General features: G+C 69.1%; 15 protein-coding genes. 3 read left to right on the top strand and 12 right to left on the bottom strand.

The window, feature by feature from the left end:
* Positions 1 to 12 precede the first annotated feature (12 nt).
* The gene (locus ACZ6O0_RS01090) at positions 13 to 3,840 is read left to right on the top strand and encodes a discoidin domain-containing protein (RefSeq protein WP_465762761.1); all 3,828 of its coding nucleotides are present in this window, start codon (positions 13 to 15) and stop codon (positions 3,838 to 3,840) included.
* A gap of 7 nt (positions 3,841 to 3,847) precedes the next feature.
* Positions 3,848 to 4,936, top strand: a complete 1,089-nt coding sequence (locus ACZ6O0_RS01085; RefSeq protein ID WP_465762760.1) for a Gfo/Idh/MocA family protein — start codon at positions 3,848 to 3,850, stop codon at positions 4,934 to 4,936.
* Positions 4,937 to 4,957: 21 nt separating this feature from the next.
* On the opposite strand, the gene ACZ6O0_RS01080 is transcribed toward ACZ6O0_RS01085, so the two are convergent.
* The 11 genes from ACZ6O0_RS01080 to ACZ6O0_RS01030 form a co-directional block, all read right to left on the bottom strand.
* On the bottom strand, positions 4,958 to 5,515 hold the full coding sequence (locus ACZ6O0_RS01080) for a GNAT family N-acetyltransferase (RefSeq protein WP_465762759.1): 558 nt from the start codon (positions 5,513 to 5,515) through the stop codon (positions 4,958 to 4,960).
* Positions 5,512 to 6,774, bottom strand: a complete 1,263-nt coding sequence (locus ACZ6O0_RS01075; protein ID WP_465762758.1) for an ROK family transcriptional regulator — start codon at positions 6,772 to 6,774, stop codon at positions 5,512 to 5,514. Before ACZ6O0_RS01075 ends, ACZ6O0_RS01080 begins: the two co-directional genes overlap by 4 nt.
* A gap of 56 nt (positions 6,775 to 6,830) precedes the next feature.
* Positions 6,831 to 8,084: an enolase C-terminal domain-like protein gene (locus ACZ6O0_RS01070; protein ID WP_465762757.1), complete on the bottom strand. Its 1,254-nt coding sequence runs from the start codon at positions 8,082 to 8,084 to the stop codon at positions 6,831 to 6,833.
* A complete protein-coding gene (locus tag ACZ6O0_RS01065; RefSeq protein ID WP_465762756.1) occupies positions 8,085 to 8,960 on the bottom strand; it encodes an NAD-dependent epimerase/dehydratase family protein in 876 nt (291 codons plus the stop codon).
* Positions 8,957 to 9,838 carry a carbohydrate ABC transporter permease gene (locus ACZ6O0_RS01060; protein ID WP_465762755.1) on the bottom strand — a complete coding sequence of 294 codons (882 nt, stop codon included), beginning with the start codon at positions 9,836 to 9,838 and terminating at the stop codon, positions 8,957 to 8,959. Before ACZ6O0_RS01060 ends, ACZ6O0_RS01065 begins: the two co-directional genes overlap by 4 nt.
* Entirely contained in the window at positions 9,835 to 10,749 is a 915-nt protein-coding gene (locus ACZ6O0_RS01055) for a carbohydrate ABC transporter permease (RefSeq protein ID WP_465762754.1), read from the bottom strand. Before ACZ6O0_RS01055 ends, ACZ6O0_RS01060 begins: the two co-directional genes overlap by 4 nt.
* 5 nt (positions 10,750 to 10,754) lie before the next feature.
* Positions 10,755 to 12,140 (bottom strand): ABC transporter substrate-binding protein, encoded by a 1,386-nt coding sequence (locus tag ACZ6O0_RS01050; RefSeq protein WP_465762753.1) that lies wholly within the window; start codon positions 12,138 to 12,140, stop codon positions 10,755 to 10,757.
* A gap of 131 nt (positions 12,141 to 12,271) precedes the next feature.
* Entirely contained in the window at positions 12,272 to 12,910 is a 639-nt protein-coding gene (locus ACZ6O0_RS01045) for an alpha/beta fold hydrolase (RefSeq protein ID WP_465762752.1), read from the bottom strand.
* Positions 12,911 to 13,048: an alpha/beta fold hydrolase gene (locus ACZ6O0_RS01040; protein ID WP_465762751.1), complete on the bottom strand. Its 138-nt coding sequence runs from the start codon at positions 13,046 to 13,048 to the stop codon at positions 12,911 to 12,913.
* 138 nt (positions 13,049 to 13,186) lie between these two features.
* Entirely contained in the window at positions 13,187 to 14,005 is an 819-nt protein-coding gene (locus ACZ6O0_RS01035) for a sulfurtransferase (RefSeq protein ID WP_465762750.1), read from the bottom strand.
* Positions 14,002 to 14,655 carry a thymidine kinase gene (locus ACZ6O0_RS01030; RefSeq protein ID WP_465762749.1) on the bottom strand — a complete coding sequence of 218 codons (654 nt, stop codon included), beginning with the start codon at positions 14,653 to 14,655 and terminating at the stop codon, positions 14,002 to 14,004. Before ACZ6O0_RS01030 ends, ACZ6O0_RS01035 begins: the two co-directional genes overlap by 4 nt.
* Positions 14,656 to 14,753: 98 nt before the next feature.
* Between ACZ6O0_RS01030 and ACZ6O0_RS01025 the strand changes: the two genes are divergently transcribed.
* A complete protein-coding gene (locus ACZ6O0_RS01025) occupies positions 14,754 to 16,397 on the top strand; it encodes a S8 family peptidase (RefSeq protein WP_465762748.1) in 1,644 nt (547 codons plus the stop codon).
* Here the strand turns inward: ACZ6O0_RS01025 and ACZ6O0_RS01020 are convergent.
* Complete coding sequence (locus ACZ6O0_RS01020; protein WP_465762747.1) at positions 16,394 to 17,518, bottom strand: alkaline phosphatase family protein; 1,125 nt, start codon at positions 17,516 to 17,518, stop codon at positions 16,394 to 16,396. The genes ACZ6O0_RS01025 and ACZ6O0_RS01020 overlap by 4 nt on opposite strands.
* Positions 17,519 to 17,521 lie beyond the last annotated feature (3 nt).

Here is a 17,521-nt window from a genome sequence, read left to right as displayed (position 1 = left end):
GAGGTTTCCAGCATGTCCAGACGCCTGCTCGCGCGGGTCCTCCCCGCCCTCCTCCTGACCAGCGTCCTCGCGGTCCCGGCCGCGCACGCCGCCACGATGTACCCGAGCGGGGTCGGCACCGACCTCGGGCCGACCCCGACCACCCTCGGGGTGAAGCCCGCGGCCGGCGACGATCCCGCCGGGCTCCGGACCGGCACCGAACAAGGCCGGACCTACTGGCAGACCAACCAGGCCGCCGACACCGGCTACCTCGAGTTCGACGTCGACCGCGACTACGTCGACGAGATCGGCACCGACGACGTCCTGGTGACGGTGACCTATCTCGACAGCGGCTCCGGCACGCTCGAACTCCAGTACGACGCCAAGACCGACCCGCAGGCGGACACGACCGACGTTCGGCTGACCAACAGCGGTCAGTGGAAGACCGGCGTCTTCGAGCTCACCGACATCGGGTTCACCAACCGTCTGGGCGACGCCGACGTCAGGATCTTCGGCAGCGCCGACATCGCGATCGCCGGCCTGCGGATCAGTACGGCGGGCGCCTCGGTGCAACTCGGTGCGTCGCCGATCCAGAACGGCATCAGCCCGCGCGCCGGGGACGACGCCGCGCATCTCGTCACCGGGGTGCAGGACGGTCGCCCGTACTGGCAGACCGACCGCACCGCCCCGGCGCCGGGCACGAACTTCTTCTACATGAACGTCGCGGACACCTACCTCTACGACAACCGCGGCCTGGTGCTGATCAGCATCGACTACTTCGACGAGGGCAACGGCCAGTTCGGTCTGCACTACGACTCGCCCGGCGAGACGATCCCGGAGAAGTTCAAGAACTCCGCGGTCGTCCAGTACGGCGACACCAAGACCTGGAAGACCTACACCTTCGCCCTGCCGGACGCGGTGATGACGAACCGCTCCAACGGTGGCGACTTCCGCATCCACAACGGCAACGGTGCGGTCGACCTCAAGGTCGCCGCCGTCCGGGTCGCCAAGGTCGCGACGACGCTCGACGTCACCGAGGGGCTCGTCGACCTGATCGACCAGGCGGCCCGGACCGAGCAGGCCGCCCGGGAAGGCACTCGCGACGGCCAGTACCTGGCCGGCAGCAGGGCGACCCTGCGCCAGGCGATCGACGACGCTCGCGCGATCGCGGCCACTCCCGGCGTCACCGACGTACAGGTCAAGGCTGCACTGCAGACCCTGCAGGCCAAGCTCGACGCGTTCACGCCGATCGACACCAACTTCGCACCCGACGGTACGGCGACGGCCAGCAGCGGAACCAGTGCCGTGAATGTGAACGACCGCAACCACGACACCGCGTGGACCAGCGGACCCGGCGAGGCGTGGTTGCAGCTCGACCTCGGCAAGCCGCGACCGGTCAACGACGTACGGGTCGAATGGGCCCAGGCCTACTCCCCCGACTACTCCGTCCAGGTCTCGAACGACGGCACGAAGTTCACCACTGTCGGCCGGACCGGCTCACCCGGCGGCAACCAGGTCAGCAAGACCCGCTTCGCGACGACCTCCGCGCGCTATGTCCGGGTCACGATGACCGGCGCCGACTCCTTCATCGTCAAGGAACTCGAGCTGAGGGTGTCCCCGGTCGTGACACCGACGCCGCGGTTGATCCAGACGGTCAACCCGACCGAGGACGGCGTGGTCGCCGATTTCGACGCCACCGAGTACGGCGCCGACCGCACCGGCCGGCGGGATTCCACCAAGGCGATCCAGCAGGCGATCTACGCCTGCCAGGACGCGGGCGGCGGCACGATCTGGCTGCCCGCGGGCAAGTACAAGGTCACCGACACGATCGAGGTGCACGCGTTCTGCACCGTCCGCGGCGACCACGGCCAGGCGCCCGACTACGGCACCGTGATCATCGCGGATCTCCCGTCCGGTGACGACGGACCCAGCCTGTTCCGGATCGGCGGCAGCGCCGGCGTCCTCGGCGTCACCACCTACTACCCGAACCAGAACGCGACCGACCCGGTGCCGTACAACTACACGTTCGAGATCCCCGGCGGCGCCTGGATCGGCAACGAGAACTACATGATGGCGACCGTCTCCGACGTCACCATGCTGAACTCGTACCGCGGGATCGGCGTCAGCACGATGCCGAACGACCACGGCAACGCGCCCAGCTCCGGCCAGGTGCACGAGTCGACCACGATCCGGAACATCCAGGGCACGGCACTCTTCGAGGGCGCCCGCGCGTACAACGGCGCCGACGTCGGCACCTGGGAGAACGTTGCCTTCAGCAACTCCTACTGGGCGTCCGCGCCCCAGGCCTACCACCCGCCGGCCCGGGCGGCGCTGGACGCGTGGACCCGGGCGCACGGCACCGGCCTGGTGCTCGGCGACCTCGAGTGGGACCAGTTCCACAAGATCGCGCTCTCCGACTATCACGTCGGGATCCACGTCGTGGCCGGCCAGCGCGCCCAGTTCACCGGCAGCTTCCTCGAACCGGATGTACGGCGTACCGACATCGGCGTGCTCGTGGACGTCATCGACGACCGCTGGGGCATGACGCTGGCCGGCGGCCGGATCGAGGGCAGCGACCACGCGATCCAGAACAACGCCCGCGGCTACGTGAAGGTCACCGGGACCACGCTCGCTGGTGCTCTCGACGGCATCATCCACCGGATGTCCGGCACCGCGCCGAGCTATACCCACAGAGCGCTCCCCAAGCCGGCGCAGAAGCTGTACGTCGTCAACGCACCGCACGGCGTCGGGTACCTCCCGGCCGCCGACGCGACATCGGCTGTCCAGAAGGTGCTGACCAAGGCCGGCCGGGACGGCGGCGGCATCGTCTACCTGCCCGCCGGCTGGTACCGGATCGGCTCGCATCTGACCGTCCCGGCGAAGGTCGAGCTCCGCGGCGCGTCCGCCGTACCGAACCGGGATCAGGGTGGCGCGAGTGGCGGCACCGTCCTGCAGGCGTTCGAGGGCCGCGGGGCGGCGGACACCGCCACGGCACTCGTCACGCTGGCCGGAAAGAACGCCGGTCTCCGCGGCCTGCGGGTCTTCTACCCGGACAACAACCCCGGTTCGAGCGAGGGTGTCGTCTCCTACCCGTACGCCGTCCGCGGTCACGCCGGTGGGAACTACGTGATCAACGCCGGCTTCCCGAACGCCTGGAACGGGATCGACCTCAGCGGTGACGACGTCGTGGTCCGGAAGGTCGCCGGCGCGTTCTTCGACCACGCGATCGCGATCGGCCCGGGGAGGAACGGCCGGATCGAGGGCGTGCTGTCCAACGGGAACGCGGTCACCCGGGTCGGCTACCAGCAGCCGTACTGGATGAACGAGGGCAGCATCTTCGAGCTCGTCATCGACAAGTACATGCGCAAGACCGCGAAGATCGTCACCGTCGACGGCGCCCGCGGACTCACGCTGCTCAACGTGTTCGCGTACGGATTCCACGACGGGCTCGTGGTGAACTCCGGTCAGGTCGGCGCCTTCAACCTCGGCACCGACAACCTGGGCACCGACGGCCACACGGTCAAGGTCGTCAGCGGTGACGTGGAGGCGACCAACCTGGCCCGCTACAACGGCGCCACGCTCGCCGGCCCCGCGACGCTACGCAACGTGATGGTGATCAACGTCGTCCAGCGCAGCATCAAGGTCCAGGCCAACGGTCCGGGCACTGTGAAGATCGCCGGGAACGAGTCCGAACCCGGGACGTACGAAGTCGGCGCGCAGGTCACAGTGACGGCGGCACCAACATCGGATAGCGTTTTCCAGAACTGGACCGTCGACGGGACGGTGATCTCGACCGAGCCGTCGTACTCCTTCACCGTCGCCACGGACCAGGTTCTGACCGCGAACTTCCAGGCGAAGTAGGAGCGAGATGGCTGACACACAACAGCAGGTCGCGATCGTGGGCTGCGGCATCATCGGCCGCACCCACGCGGACACCGTCGCGGCACGGCCGGACGCGACCGTGACCGCCCTCGTCGACACGGACGCCGGTGCCCGCGCGGCGCTGGCGGCCCGGCTGAAGGAGGCGGGCCACCCGGAGCCGAAGGTGTACGACGACCTGGCCGCGGCGCTGAGTGGGTCGGACGTCACCCTGGTCGCGATCTGCACCCCGAGCGGGACGCACGCCGCGCTGGCCGAGCAGGCGCTGGACGAGAAGAAGCACGTCGTGATCGAGAAGCCGCTCGACGTCGATCTGACCCGGGCCCGCCGCCTCGGCGCGGCGGCCACCCGGGCGGCGAGCCACGGCGTGGTCGCGTCGGTGATCAGCCAGCACCGGTTCGACGCGGGCAGCGCGGTGGTCAAGCAGGCGATCGACGCCGGCCGGTTCGGTCAGCTCACGTCCTCGGTCGCGACGGTGGCCTGGTGGCGCAGCGACGAGTACTACGCGTCCGCGGGCTGGCGTGGCACCTGGGCGCAGGACGGCGGTGGCGCGCTGATGAACCAGGGCGTGCACACCGTCGACCTGATGCTGTGGTTCATGGGCCGGCCGGTGAGCATCCAGGCCCAGGCGTTGCGGGCCGCGCATCACGCGATCGAGGTCGAGGACACCGTGGTCGCGACCATCACGTTCGAATCCGGTGCCGTCGGCACACTGCACGCGACGACCGCGGCCTTCCCCGGTGGCCGGACGCGGGTGTCGGTCCACGGCACCGAGGGCGGTGCGGAGGTTGAGGACGACCGGCTGAGCCGCCTCAACGTCGACGGGGTGAAGGACGAGGCCCCGACCGACGTGGGCGAGCCGGGTGGTCACAAGGCGCAGTACGACGACATCCTCGCGGCGATCGCCGACGGCCAGCCGCCGGCCATCACCGTCCAGGACGCGATCGACGCGCTGGCCACGGTCCGCGCGGTCTACATCGCGTCGACCCTGCAGCGCCCGGTCAAGTTCCTCGACGTCCTGGAAGGCCGCTACGACGACGTCGAGGTCTCCCGCGGCATCGGCCTCCCGCCGAACTGACAGCCAAGGCGTCCGGCGCCGCTAGGCGCCGGGCGCGCGGTCGTTCAGGATGCGCTGGTAGAGGTTGCAGTCCTGCCAGACCCCGGCGATGTGCAGGTAGGTCGGAGCGAAGCCGTACTGAATGAAGCCGGTGCGCTGAAGGACACGCTGCGAGGCGGTGTTGTTCGTCAGCGTGCTGGCTGCGATCCGGTGCAGCTTGAGTTCGGTGTCGGCGATGTCCGCGACGGCCTCGACGGCTCGAGTCATCAGTCCACGCCCGATCGCGTCGGAGGCCAGCCAGTAGCCGAGGTCGGCGTTGCGGAAAGGCCCCGGGACGAGGTCGTTCAAGGTGATCGCGCCGACGACCCGGTCGCCCTCGATCAGCAGGAACGGCACGACCAGCCCGTTCTTGTGGCGCTCGAGCAACGTGGTCAGCTTCTCGCGCTGGCCGGCCGGGGTGAACCAGCTCTCCGGTCGCGCCGGCTCCCACGGTGCGAGGTGGTCCCAGCTGCGGACGTACGCGTCGGCCAGAGCGGCGGCGTCATCGAGCGAGGCGAGGCGGAGCTGAACGTCAGGTGTCAACGGGCGTGGTTCGATCACTTGGGCAGCCTACGTGCCTGTGAGGATCCACTGACCCGAGGTGTGAACGCGTCGTGGAAGATCGTCGACGCCGCACCGACCGCGGCCGCGTCGGTCTGCAGCATCGACTCCTCGACCGCGACCGGACGCGTCTCCCGGGCGACCGGGTGTGCGTTGACCGCCCGGCCGATCTCGGTCAGGAAGATCTCCGAGATCTCCTTCCCGAACGCCGGCCCGCCGAGCACGATCAGGTCGATGTCGAGCAGATCGACGAGCCCGACTGCACCTTGCCCGACCACTCGAGCGACCTGCGTGACCGCCTTGATCGCCGCCTCGTCACCGTCGGCTGCCGCCTTGCAGACCGCCCTGTACCGCTTCGCCTCGTCGGTCGCGCCCGGGTCGGTCTCGACGTACCCGAACTCGGCCGCGATCACCGGCATCGACGCGGTCGGGTTGCACTCGGGAATCATCTGTGGACCGTCCACGGGCGACCACTCCCCCATCCGCAGCGCCGCGATCTGGCCGAACTCGCCGGCGTTCGCCGTACCGCCGCGGTAGATCGATCCGTTCAGGATCAGGCCGCTGCCGACGCCCGTGCCCAGGTACAGGTAGGCGAAGTCGCGGGCCCGCGCCGAGCGGCCGATCCAGCGTTCGCCGAGGGCGGCCGCCGTACCGTCCTTCTCGACCAGGACCGGATGGTTGAGCTTCTGCTGCAGGAGCTGGCGGATCTTCAGGCCGCGCCAGGCGGGCTGCAGTGGGAGCGCGAGCAGCGAACCGTCCGCGTCGATGGGTCCCGGTACGGCGACGCCGACGCCGAGCATCGAGTCGAGGTCGACCTGGCTGATGCTGAGCGCCGCGGTCACCGTCGCCGCGGCCAGATCGACCAGCTTGTTCGCTTCCAGGTCGTCGGCGAGGTCGACCGTCTCCCGGCGCACGATCGTGCCGTCGAGATCGACCACGGCGACCGTGAGCAGCTCGGGGTCGATGTGGATGCCGACCGCGTGCGCGGCGTTCGAGCGCAGCCGGACCGGGGTGCGCGGCTTGCCGAGCCGTTCGGCGCGTTCCTGCGCCTCCTCCACGAGCAGCCCCTGCTGCAGGAGGATGCGCAGGATCCGCGACACCGACTGCTGGGTCAGGCCGGTCCGGCGGGAGATCTCGGTCCGGCTGATGATGCCGGCCAGCCGGATCGTCTCGATGATGACGGCCTCGTTGAACGAACCCAGGTCGTACTGGTTCGCGCCCGCGCGCCGCTGCCCCGATCCCTCACCCGAGTCGTCCACCGCCACCTCCCCGTCCGTTCCCGATTAGCCGCGATCGTACTGCCCGTGACCAGGAATCACGGTGCTTCGAGGGCCCCGTCGATGCGTCGTACGCCGGCCGCCCACTCGTCGTGTCCGGACAGTTGCGCCGGATAACGGGCGGCCGCCTCCAGGTCGATCTCGATGCCCCAGCCGGGCGCCTCGTTCGGCCGCAGCCAGCCGTCCTCGATCCGCAGCGCGCCGGGGAAGACCTCGTAGGTCTCCTCGTTGTAGAGATGACCCTCTTGGATGCCGAAGGCAACCGAACTGACGTCGAGCGCGACGTTCGCGGCCGCGCCGATCGGCGAGGTGTCGCCGGGCCCGTGCCAGGCCGTGCGGACGCCGCAGATCTCGGCCAGGTCGGCCAGCTTCCGGGCCGGCGTCAGGCCGCCGATGTCGGACACGTGCGACCGGATGAAGTCCACACCACCGTCCCGGATCAGGCGGACGGCGTCACCGAACGACGTGGTGAGCTCGCCGACGGCCAGCGGCACCGGCGACGCGGCCCGGACCTCGGGCAGCCGGTCCCACAGCTCCGGCGCGAGCACGTCCTCCAGGAAGAACAGCCGGTGCGGCTCGAGGGACCGGGCCAGCAGCACGGCCTCTTTCGGGGTCAGCCGCGAGTGGACGTCGTGCAGCAGCTCGATGTTGTCCGGGAGGGCGTGCCGGGCCTCGGCGAACAGCTCCGGCGTCGTGCGCAGGTAGTCCCGCGCGGACCAGCCGTTGTGGTACGGCGCGTCCGGGTAGAGCGTCGGCACCTGGGGAGCGCCGTACCCGCCGCCGCCCGGCGTCGACATCTGCAGCCGGATGTGCCGCCAGCCCTGCGCGATCAGCTTCTGCGCGTGGTCGATGGTGTCCTCGATCGTCTGCCCGCTGGCGTGGATGTAGGTGTCGGCGGCCGCACGGACCTTGCCGCCGAGCAGCTCGTACACCGGCATGCCGGCGCGCTTGCCGGCGATGTCCCACAGCGCCTGGTCGATGCCGGAGATCGCGTTGTTCGTCACCGGCCCGCCGCGCCAGTAGCCGGAGAACCCGGCCAGCCTCGTCAGGTCGCCGATGTCACCCGGGTACCGGCCGACGAGCAGCCGGGCCAGGTGCTCGTCGACGAACGTCTGGACCGCCTTCCACCGCTGGGTGAAGGTCGCGCACCCGAGCCCGTACAGGCCCGGCTCGGTGGTGTCGATCTTCACCACCACCAGGGGGATGCCTTGCGGCGCGGTGACGATCGCCTTGACCTCGCGGATCCGGATCTCATCCCGGACGGGCCACGGCTGGTCGAAGTTCGAGGGCATTCACAGCTCCAAAGAGAGGGTGGGAAGGTCGAGTTCGTACTGCGCCTGGAAACCGAGCACGGTCCGGGCGGCGGTCAGGTCGATCGGCACCTCGCGGCCGATGAACCGGCGCAACCGCGGCACGTCCGGCGCGAACCTGTCCAGCAGTGCCTCGGTCTCGTACGGCGCGCGCGTGGTGCCGGCCGCGACGAAGAACACGTGGGCGCCGGACAGCGGTGCCGTCAGTCCCAGTTCGATCGCGCGGGCCGAGTCTCGCAGATCGAGGTAACTCCAGGCCTCCCGCAGTCCATCGAGTGGATCGCGGCGGGCATGGTCGGCCTGACGCTGCAGGATCTCGGTCGTGTTCACGTGCGGGAACCGGAACGCGACCACGTCGATCCCCCACCGGCGCCAGGCCATCCGGGCGGTGTTCTCGTCGTTCTGCTTGGACAGCGAGTACGGGTCGCCGACGTCGACCGGGATCTTCTCGTCCCACGGGAAGTAGGCCGGCAGGATCTCGTGCGGGTTGAACGGGATCCCGGTCGCGTTGATGCTGCTCGCGACCACGGCCCGCTCGATGCCGAGCGCACCGGCCTGGGCGAGCACGTTGAACGTCGACACCACGTTGATCGAGTACACGTCGTACGGCGTACCCGCCGACGGGTGGGCCAGGGCCGCGAGGTGGACGACGTACTCGGCGCCGTCGAGCGCCCGGGCGACGTCGTTCTCGGACCGGGTGTCGCCGATCAGCACCCGGTCGGCCTTGAGGTCCGGGTGCTCGACGTTGGTCAACGCCGTCACCCTGGCCCCGAGCTCGTTCAGATGCTCGACCGTCGCCAGCCCGATCCGGCCGGCTGCCCCCGTCACCAGCACGCGCCGGCCGTTGAGTGGACTCACTCTTTGATACCCCCTGCCATCCCCACACCGCGGAGGAATTGTTTCTGGAACACCAAGAACAACACGACAGGGATCAGAACCGCGAGGAACAGGGCGCTCATCTGCAGGGAGATCTCCGTGGTCTTCTGCACCCGCGGCAGGGCGACCGAGATCGGTTGCAGCCGCGGATCGGGCAGGACGAGCAGCGGCCAGAGGTAGTCCTTCCAGGACCCGATGACCGTGAGCAGAGCGACGACGCCGACGATCGGCTTGGACAGCGGCAGGATCAGCGCCGTGAAGACCCGCAGGTTGCTCGCTCCGTCGATCCGGGCGGCCTCGATCAGCTCGCGCGGGATCGAGTCGAAGTACCGCTTCATCACCAGCACGTTGAACGCGCTCGCCGCCGACGGCAGCCAGACCGCCCAGAAGGTGTTCTGCAGGCTGATCCCGAGCAGCGGCATCTTCAGCACGGTCATGTACAGCGGGACCAGCGAGATGACACCGGGCAGGAACAGCGTCGCCAGGACGGCTCCGGTGATGACCGGTCCCCACTTCGGCCGTAGCACGCTCAGGACGAACGCTCCCGTCGTACACACGAAAAGCGTCGAGATCATCGAGCCGATCGCGATGAACGCGGTGTTGCCCAGGTAGGCGCCGATCTGGACCCGGTTCCAGGCGTCGGGGATGTTCTTCAGCTGGATCCCCGACGGCCACAGCTGCATCGGGCCGCTCAGGATGTCCTGGCTGGTGGAGACGCCGGACTTGAGCAGCCAGAGTAGTGGGCCGACGCCGGCGATCAGGACACCGACGAAGATCAGCACCTGGATCACCGGCAGGCCGTAGCGGACCGCGCCACGCTGCCGGTCCGCGGTCGAGATGATTCCGCGCTCGTGGCTCATGTCGTACTCCAGCGGCGAGTGACGAAGTGGTAGACGACCGACAGTGCGCACAGGACCCCGGCGAGCAGCACGCTGAGCGCGGTCGCGGCGCCGAAGTCCCCGTTGACGAACGCGTACCGGTAGATCAGCAGCAGGACCGTCATGGTGGCGTTGTTCGGGCCGCCGCCGGTGAACAGGAACGGCTCGGTGAACACCTGGAACGTCCCGATCAGCTGCAGCAGCATCATGATCAGGATGATTCCGCGGATCTGCGGCAGCGTGACGTGCCAGACCCGGCTCCAGATCCCGGCGCCGTCCAGCTCGGCCGCTTCGTACAACTCCGTGCGTACGCCGGTCAGCGCCGCCAGGTAGATGATCGAGGTGGCGCCCGCGCCGGCCCAGGTCGCCTCCAGCACGATGGCCGGCATCGCCAGGGTCTGCGAGTTCAGCCAGGCGAACGGCCCGATCCCGAACCAGCCGAGGATCGAGTTGAAGACGCCCGCACCACTCGGGTCGTAGAAGAACGTCCACAACAGGATCGCGGCCACCGGCGGGACCACGGCCGGCAGGTAGGAGAACACGTTGTAGAGCCACCCGGTCTTGCGCAGCTCACTGATGAACACGGCCAGGAACAGCGGCACCGGGAACCCGAAGAGGAGTGCCAGGAAGGCGAAGTACAGCGTGTTGAGCGCCGCCTGCGGAAGCTGCGGATCGGTCAGCACGTAGCTGAAGTTCGACATCCCGACCCACTCGGCGGGCAGGACCAGGTTGTTCTTCTGGAAGCTGAGCACCAGGCCGCGGACGATCGGGCCCCAGGAGAAGTACAGGAAGATCAGCACCAGGGGCAGGGCGAAGAAGATGCTGCTCAGCCCGCCGGAGCGGTACCAGGTGGCAACGCTCCGGCTGGACTTGGGGGCACGTAGCAAGGACATGGGAGCTACCGGGCCAGGCGTGCGTCGATCTTCGAGGCGGTGTCGCTCAGCAGCTTGTCGATGTCCGCATCCTTCTTCGTGAGCACCTGCTGGACCACCGGGTCGAGCAGCGAGTAGACCTCCTGGCCCTTGTTCGACGGCTCGGGCAGCAGCTTCAGCGACGTCGTCGAGTCGATGTAGCCCTGGAACTGCTTGACCGGGACGTTCACGTACGGCTCACGCCACTTGTTGTACTGGTCGTACGTCTCCTGGCTCAGCGGACTGATGCCCGGGCGGCCGACGAAGCCCTTGTCCGCGATCGTGGTCTTCGCGTCGGCGACCGCGACCGCCTCGGAGGTGTACTTGTCGAACTGGTCGAACTTGATCCACTTCAGCGCCGCGACGATCTCGTTCTTCGTCGCCTTCGGGCTGATCATCTTCAGCGAGCCGCCGGTCAGCGTGCCGTACGGGCCGCCGTCCTGCGGCAGCGCGCCCTCACCGAAGTCGGCGGGCTTCATGCCGAACTGCTTCACGCTCATGTCGTAGGCGTCCGGCGCCTGCAGGACCATGCCGATCTTGCCGGCCGCGAAGTCCTGGCGGACCTCCTCCTGGTTGTACAGGAACCGGCTGCCCATCGAGTTGTCGGTCCAGCGCATGTCCTTGAGCAGCTGCAGCGCCTTCTTGGTCGGCGCGTCGTTGAACGTGCTCTTCTTGCCGTCCGCGCTCTCGACCGTGCCGCCCATGCTGTACGTCATCGTGGTCAGCATCCAGCCACCGGTGTTGTTCGTGGTCAGCTGCGCGTACCCCGCCTTACCGGTCTTCTCGGAGATCTGCTTGGCGTACTGGCGGACCTCGTCCCAGGTCGTCGGCGGCTTGTCCGGGTCCAGGCCGGCCTGCGTGAACAGCGCCCGGTTGTAGGCGATGCCGACCGAGAAGACGTCGATCGGCACACCGTAGATGCGGCCGTTGGCGTCCTGGACGATCTTCAGGACGTTCGGGTTCAGGTCCTTGGTCAGGTCGACCAGCTTCAGCTCGTCGGTGATGTCCGGCAGCTGCTTGTTCGGGATCATGTTGGCCGGCTCGGTGAAGCTGATGTTCATCACCGTCGGCAGCGTCCCGCCGGCCACCTGGGCCTGGAACGTCTGGGCCTGCCAGCTGGTCTCGGTCGACTTCACCGTGATGTTCGGGTTCTTCGCGGTGAAGTCGGCGATCTTCTGGTTGAACGCCTTCAGGTCGTTCGGCTTGTCGGGGGTCGGGCGGTCCCCGATCGTGATGGTGACCGGCGCGCTCTGGTCGATCTCGCCGCCGGCGCCGCCGGACGACGACGGCGTCGCGTCCTTCGCACACCCCGCGGCCGCGAGTACCAGCCCGGCAACGCCCAGGGCGGCGCCCCACCTGCTCACTCTCGTCATCGGAACTCCTCAGGTTTCCGGATGCCGCCGATGTGCTCTGAGCCACACACCGGCCAGGTCCCGAGTAAGTTAAACCAAGCGTGTTACTAATTCAATGCCTAGCAGGGGGTCAATTGCGGCAACGGTTTCGCTCAGGGGGTGAGGTCACCCATCGGCATGAACTTCGGCGCCTGCGGATCGGCCAGGAAGTCCAGCAGCAGACCGTTGACCAGCGCGGGCTTCTCCAGCGGCAGCCCGTGCGAGGCGCCCGGTACGACGGCCACCTGAGCGTCCGGGATCGCCCGGGCGACCTCCGCGGCGTGCTCGATCCGGACGCAGTCGTCGTCCCCCTGCATGAGCAGGACCGGCATCGGCAGGTGCTTCAGTTCGGCGAGCTCGAGGTCCGGGAGCGTGCTCCACAGGTCGACCCACTTGGCGAAGACGACGTCGAAGTGCTCAGGACCGTCCGGGGACACCGCCCCGTAGTCGGTCCGGCCCCACGACTTGAGGCTGTCGTGGCCTTCGGGTGTCAGCATCAGGTGGTCGTTGGCCGGCGTACCACCGGCTCGGGTGTGTTCGGTGCCGATCATGACCAGCTTGCGGACCAGGTCAGGGCGGCTCAGCGCGGCCCGCACGGCGACCTTGCCGCCGTCACTCCAGCCGATCAGATGCGCCGGGCCGAGGTTCAGTGCCTCGATGAACGCGACCAGGTCGGCGGCGTACAGCTCGAACGTCACCGGCCCGTCGACGTCCGGGCTCCGGCCGTGTCCCCGCCGATCGGGGATGATCACCTAGTAGTGCTTCGCCAGCTCAGCGCTCTGCCCACGCCAGCTGTCGCCGCTCGTCACCCCACCGTGGAGCAGCAGAACCGGGTCACCGGTCCCGAGCATCTCGTAGTACGTCCTCACTCCACCCGCGTCCACGTACATACCGTCATGCTGCCAGACCCACTGAGGGCCACACGGCCGACCGGTCAGATCGGCAATCCGCTGCCGGTGCCGCTGTCCCAGGACACTCACATCTGGAGTGCCCCGGCCGCACTCGGGCAGCGTGTGGGTGCTGATCCCTTAGTTCTTGCCGGTGGCTACCGGGCGGGTGGGGTCGGTGATCCATTCGGACCAGGAGCCGACGTAGACGGTGGCGGGGAGGTCGGCGACTTCCAGGGCCAGGGCTTCGTGGGCGGCGGTGACGCCGGAGCCGCAGTAGACGCCGACCTCGGTGGAGTGGTTGACGCCGAGCTTCTCGAAGCGCTCGCGCAGATCGGCGGCGGGAAGGAAGTGGCCGTCGGGCGCGACGTTCGCGGTGGTCGGGGCGTTCGTGGCGCCGGGGATGTGGCCGGCGACGGGGTCCATCGGTTCAACCTCACCGGCGAACCGCTCGGGCGCCCGGGCGTCCAGCAGCACACCGGACGCGGCAACAGCAGCCGCACCCTCGGCGTCGAGCATGGCGATGTGGCCCGGAGTCGCCGTGAACGTTCCCGCGGCATCTGCAGGAACCTCAGTAGTGACCTCTCCCCCAGCGGCCTGCCACGCCGCCAGCCCACCGTCGAGAACGCGTACGTCGGCGACCCCGAAGTACCGGAAGGTCCACCAGGCGCGCGCCGCCGCCATCGAGGTCGCGGCGTCGTACACAACCACAACACTGTCTTCGGAAACGCCGGCCCGGCGGAGGGTGGTGGTGACTGTGGTTGCGGTGGGCAACGGGTGGCGGCCGGGGCCGGGTGGGGCGGCCAGCTCCGTGTCGAGGTCGACGAAACGGGCTCCGGGGAGGTGGCCCGCGTCGTACGACTCCTTGCCGGGTGGGCCGGCCAGGTTCCAGGTGACGTCGAAGAGCACCGGCGGTGTGGACAGCGCGCGCAGTTCCTCGACGGTGATCAGTGGACTCATGACGCGGCTCCTCCGAAGGGCAGTACCTCGGGTGACAGGGTGGCGCGGGCGCGGGCCTGGGTGAGGCGGCGGCGGTGGTGGCGGCGGCAGAGCACCTCGTACGCGACCTCGTGGTCCCGTGTCACCATGTCACCCACCACCAGCTGCTCGCCCTCGGTCACCATCTCCCCACCGATCGTACGGGCGTTGTGCGTGGCCCGTTCACCGCACCAGCACAGCGCCTCGACCTGGAGCAGTTCCATCCGGTCCGCGAGCTCGACCAACCGGGCCGAACCGGGGAACAGCGTGGCCCGGAAGTCGGTCAGGATGCCGAAGCAGAACACGTCGATCTGCAGCTCGTCGACCAGCCGGGCGAGCTGCTCGATCTGCAGCGGGCTGTAGAACTGCGCCTCGTCGCAGACCACGTAGTCGATCCGGCCGCCGCGGGTCAGTTCACCGACGACGTAGTCCCAGAAGTCGAACTCCGGGCGCACCTCGACCGCCTCGGCGGCGAGCCCGAGCCGGGACGACAGCACCGAGTCTCCGGCCCGGTCGTGGCTGGTGAAGATCCGCCCCAGACGCCCGCGCGCCTTGTGGTTGTGATCCATCTGCAGCGCCAGCGTGGACTTGCCGCAATCCATGGTCCCGGTGAAGTAGAGCAGATCAGCCACGGGCGCACATCCTGCCAAGTCAGCGGTCCACGCCGCACCTCGGGGTGTGTCGCAGAGGGTCGGCTTGGCTCTGGGGCCGCGGGCGGTTTGAATGGATCGTGCGCAAAGCTCTGGTTCTCCTCCTCGCGGCCTGTCTCACGGTCGCCGTCACCACCCTGCCGGCCGCGGCGACGCCGGCCGGGGCCGAGGCCGGGCTCCGTGCGTACTTCGTCATCACCGAGCCGAACCAGACCGGCAAGGTCACCGGCGCGATCACCTCCAACGGCGGCACCGTGTACGCCACGTACGACGCGATCGGCGTGATCGTGGCCCACTCGACGGCCACCGACTTCGCCGCCAGGATGCGCGACGTCGACGGCGTCCAGAAGGCCGGCGCGACCCGCACCTCGGACCTGCCGGCCGACGTGGCCAACCCGGCGATCCCGCCGGCGGTTCCCGAGACCGCCACCACCACGCCGGAGATGGACCGCGGCGACATGACCCAGATCGGTGCGGACCGGGCCTGGGTGAAGAACCAGGGCTCGAAGAGCGTCACCGTCGGCGTTCTCGACACCGGCGTGGACGACCAGCACCCGGACCTGAAGGCGAACTTCGACGCCACCAAGTCGGCGTCGTGCGCCTACGGCAAGGCCGACACCCGGCCCGGTGCGTGGCGGCCGGTCGGCGAGCACGGTACGCACGTGGCCGGAACGATCGCCGCGGCCCGCAACGGTGTCGGCATGATCGGTGTCGCGCCCGGCGTGAAGGTGTCGTCGATCCGCGTCGCCGAGGCCGGCAGCCAGCTGTTCTTCCCGGAGAACACGGTCTGCGCGTTCATGTTCGCCGCCGACAAGGGTGTCTCGGTCACCAACAACAGTTACTACGTCGACCCGTGGCTGTTCCTGTGCCCGTCGGACCAGGACCAGGACGCGATCGCCGAGGCGGTCCGGCGCGCGGTCAACTACTCCGACACCAAGGGGGTCGTGAACGTCGCCGCGGCCGGCAACGAGGACTACAACCTGGCCGAGAAGTCCAACGACGTCTCCAGCCCCAACGACTCGACCGCGACCCCGCGGAACGTGACCGACGACTGCATCAGCCTGCCGACCGAGCTGCCCAGCATGGTCGTGGTGGCCTCGGTCGACCCGACCGGCGTCAAGTCGCAGTTCTCGAACTACGGCGAGAACAAGATCAACCTGGCCGCACCCGGCGAGGACGTCTACTCGACCGTCCCGGGTGGCGGGTACAAGCTGCTCGAGGGGACGTCGATGGCCTCGCCGCACGTCGCCGGTGTCGCGGCCCTGCTGCGCAGTGTGGACCCCAAGCTGAGCCCGGCGCAGGTTCGCGCCAAGCTCGCCGAGGAGGCCAACGATCTGGCCTGTCCCTCCGGTTCGTCCGGCGAGTGCATCGGCACCGCCGGGAACAACTCCTTCTACGGCGAAGGCATGGTCGACGCGGCCGAAGCGGTCGGTGCGGCGGCCGCGCAGCCGCAGGGCGCGATCTCGATCACGGAACCGGGCGAGCAGCTCGCGTTCGGCGGGATCCCGGCGATTCCGTTGCTGATGAAGGGGACCGGCGGCACCGGCGACATCAGCTACACCGCGGTCGGTCTGCCGCCGGGCCTCACCATCGATCCCGAGCGTGGCTGGATCACGGGCGTCGTGACTCCCGGCTCCGGGCGCTACAAGGTGACCGTGACCGCGCGGGACGGCGAGGCCAAGACGGCGCACACCAGCTTCTTCTGGGACGTCTGGAGCTTCTAGCGGCCGGCGTCGACGAGGAGCGGGATCGCCATCTCGTCGTCGGTGAGCGAACCGTGCTGCCCGATCAGCCCGGCCTCCTGCGGATACCGGCGGCTCGCGACGATCGCGAGCGGACCGAGCGCGGCGACGATGACATCGCCCAGCCGCGGCGAGACCCGCTCCTCGACGGCACCGAACCATCCCCGTGCGACCGCGTCCTCCCGGCTGAGCACGAGTGCCTTGTCCCCCAGCCGCTCCTCGTACGTCGCAATCACGTCGGCGTCCGCGCCATCGACGCAGTACAGATGCCGGAACCGTGACTCGCCGCCGATGAGCCGCAATCCGTTGGTCAGCTCAGGCTCCGCGTCGAGGTCCACCCGGTACTCCGGCGCGATGTCGACCATCCCGTGGTCCGCCACGACGAGCAGTACGGCGTCCCGCGGCAAGGCGGACCGGACCTGCGACGCGAAGGCGTCGGCCGCGGCCAGCTCCTTCTGCCACTGCCACGACTCGCAGCCCTGCTGATGACCGATGTAGTCCAGCTGGGAGTCGTAGACGTACACGAGCGACGAACTGCCCTCACGGCTCGCGAACCGCGTCGCGTCCAGCCGATCCTCGACCGTGTCCGCGCCCCGGTGCTTACTCCCCCGGAACGCTGCCGCCGTCAGACCGGACGAGTCGAACCGCGCCTTGCTGACGTTGCGCGTGGCAACACCAGCGGCAGCGATCCGGTCGAAGACCGTGCTGTGCGGCTGCCAGCGGCGCGGGTCGACCGGCGCGTCCCAGGACAGTGCGTTCAGCAGTGCGCCGCTCTCCGGGACGATCGACGTGTAGCCGACGATTCCGTGCGCACCAGGCGGCAGCCCGGTCCCGAGGCTGGTAAGGCTCACTGCGGTGGTCGACGGCACGCCGGCGGTCAGACTGCGACCGGCCGGCATCAGCGACGACAGGTACGGCGCCACGTCCGCGTGCCGCCGCAGCAGGTTCCACCCGAGTCCGTCCAGCAGCAGCACGGCGTACCGCGGGGCCGGCGGGAGTCCGAGGGCGTTCTGCTCGCCGGGGACCGAGAGGGCACCGGCGACCGATGGGAGGACGTCGGCGAGCGATCCGCCGCCGTACTGCGGGGAGACCGGGACGATCACGGC

The sequence above is a fragment of the Kribbella sp. NPDC048837 genome (genome assembly GCF_055586945.1).
This window is presented reverse-complemented; position numbering and strand designations above follow the sequence as displayed.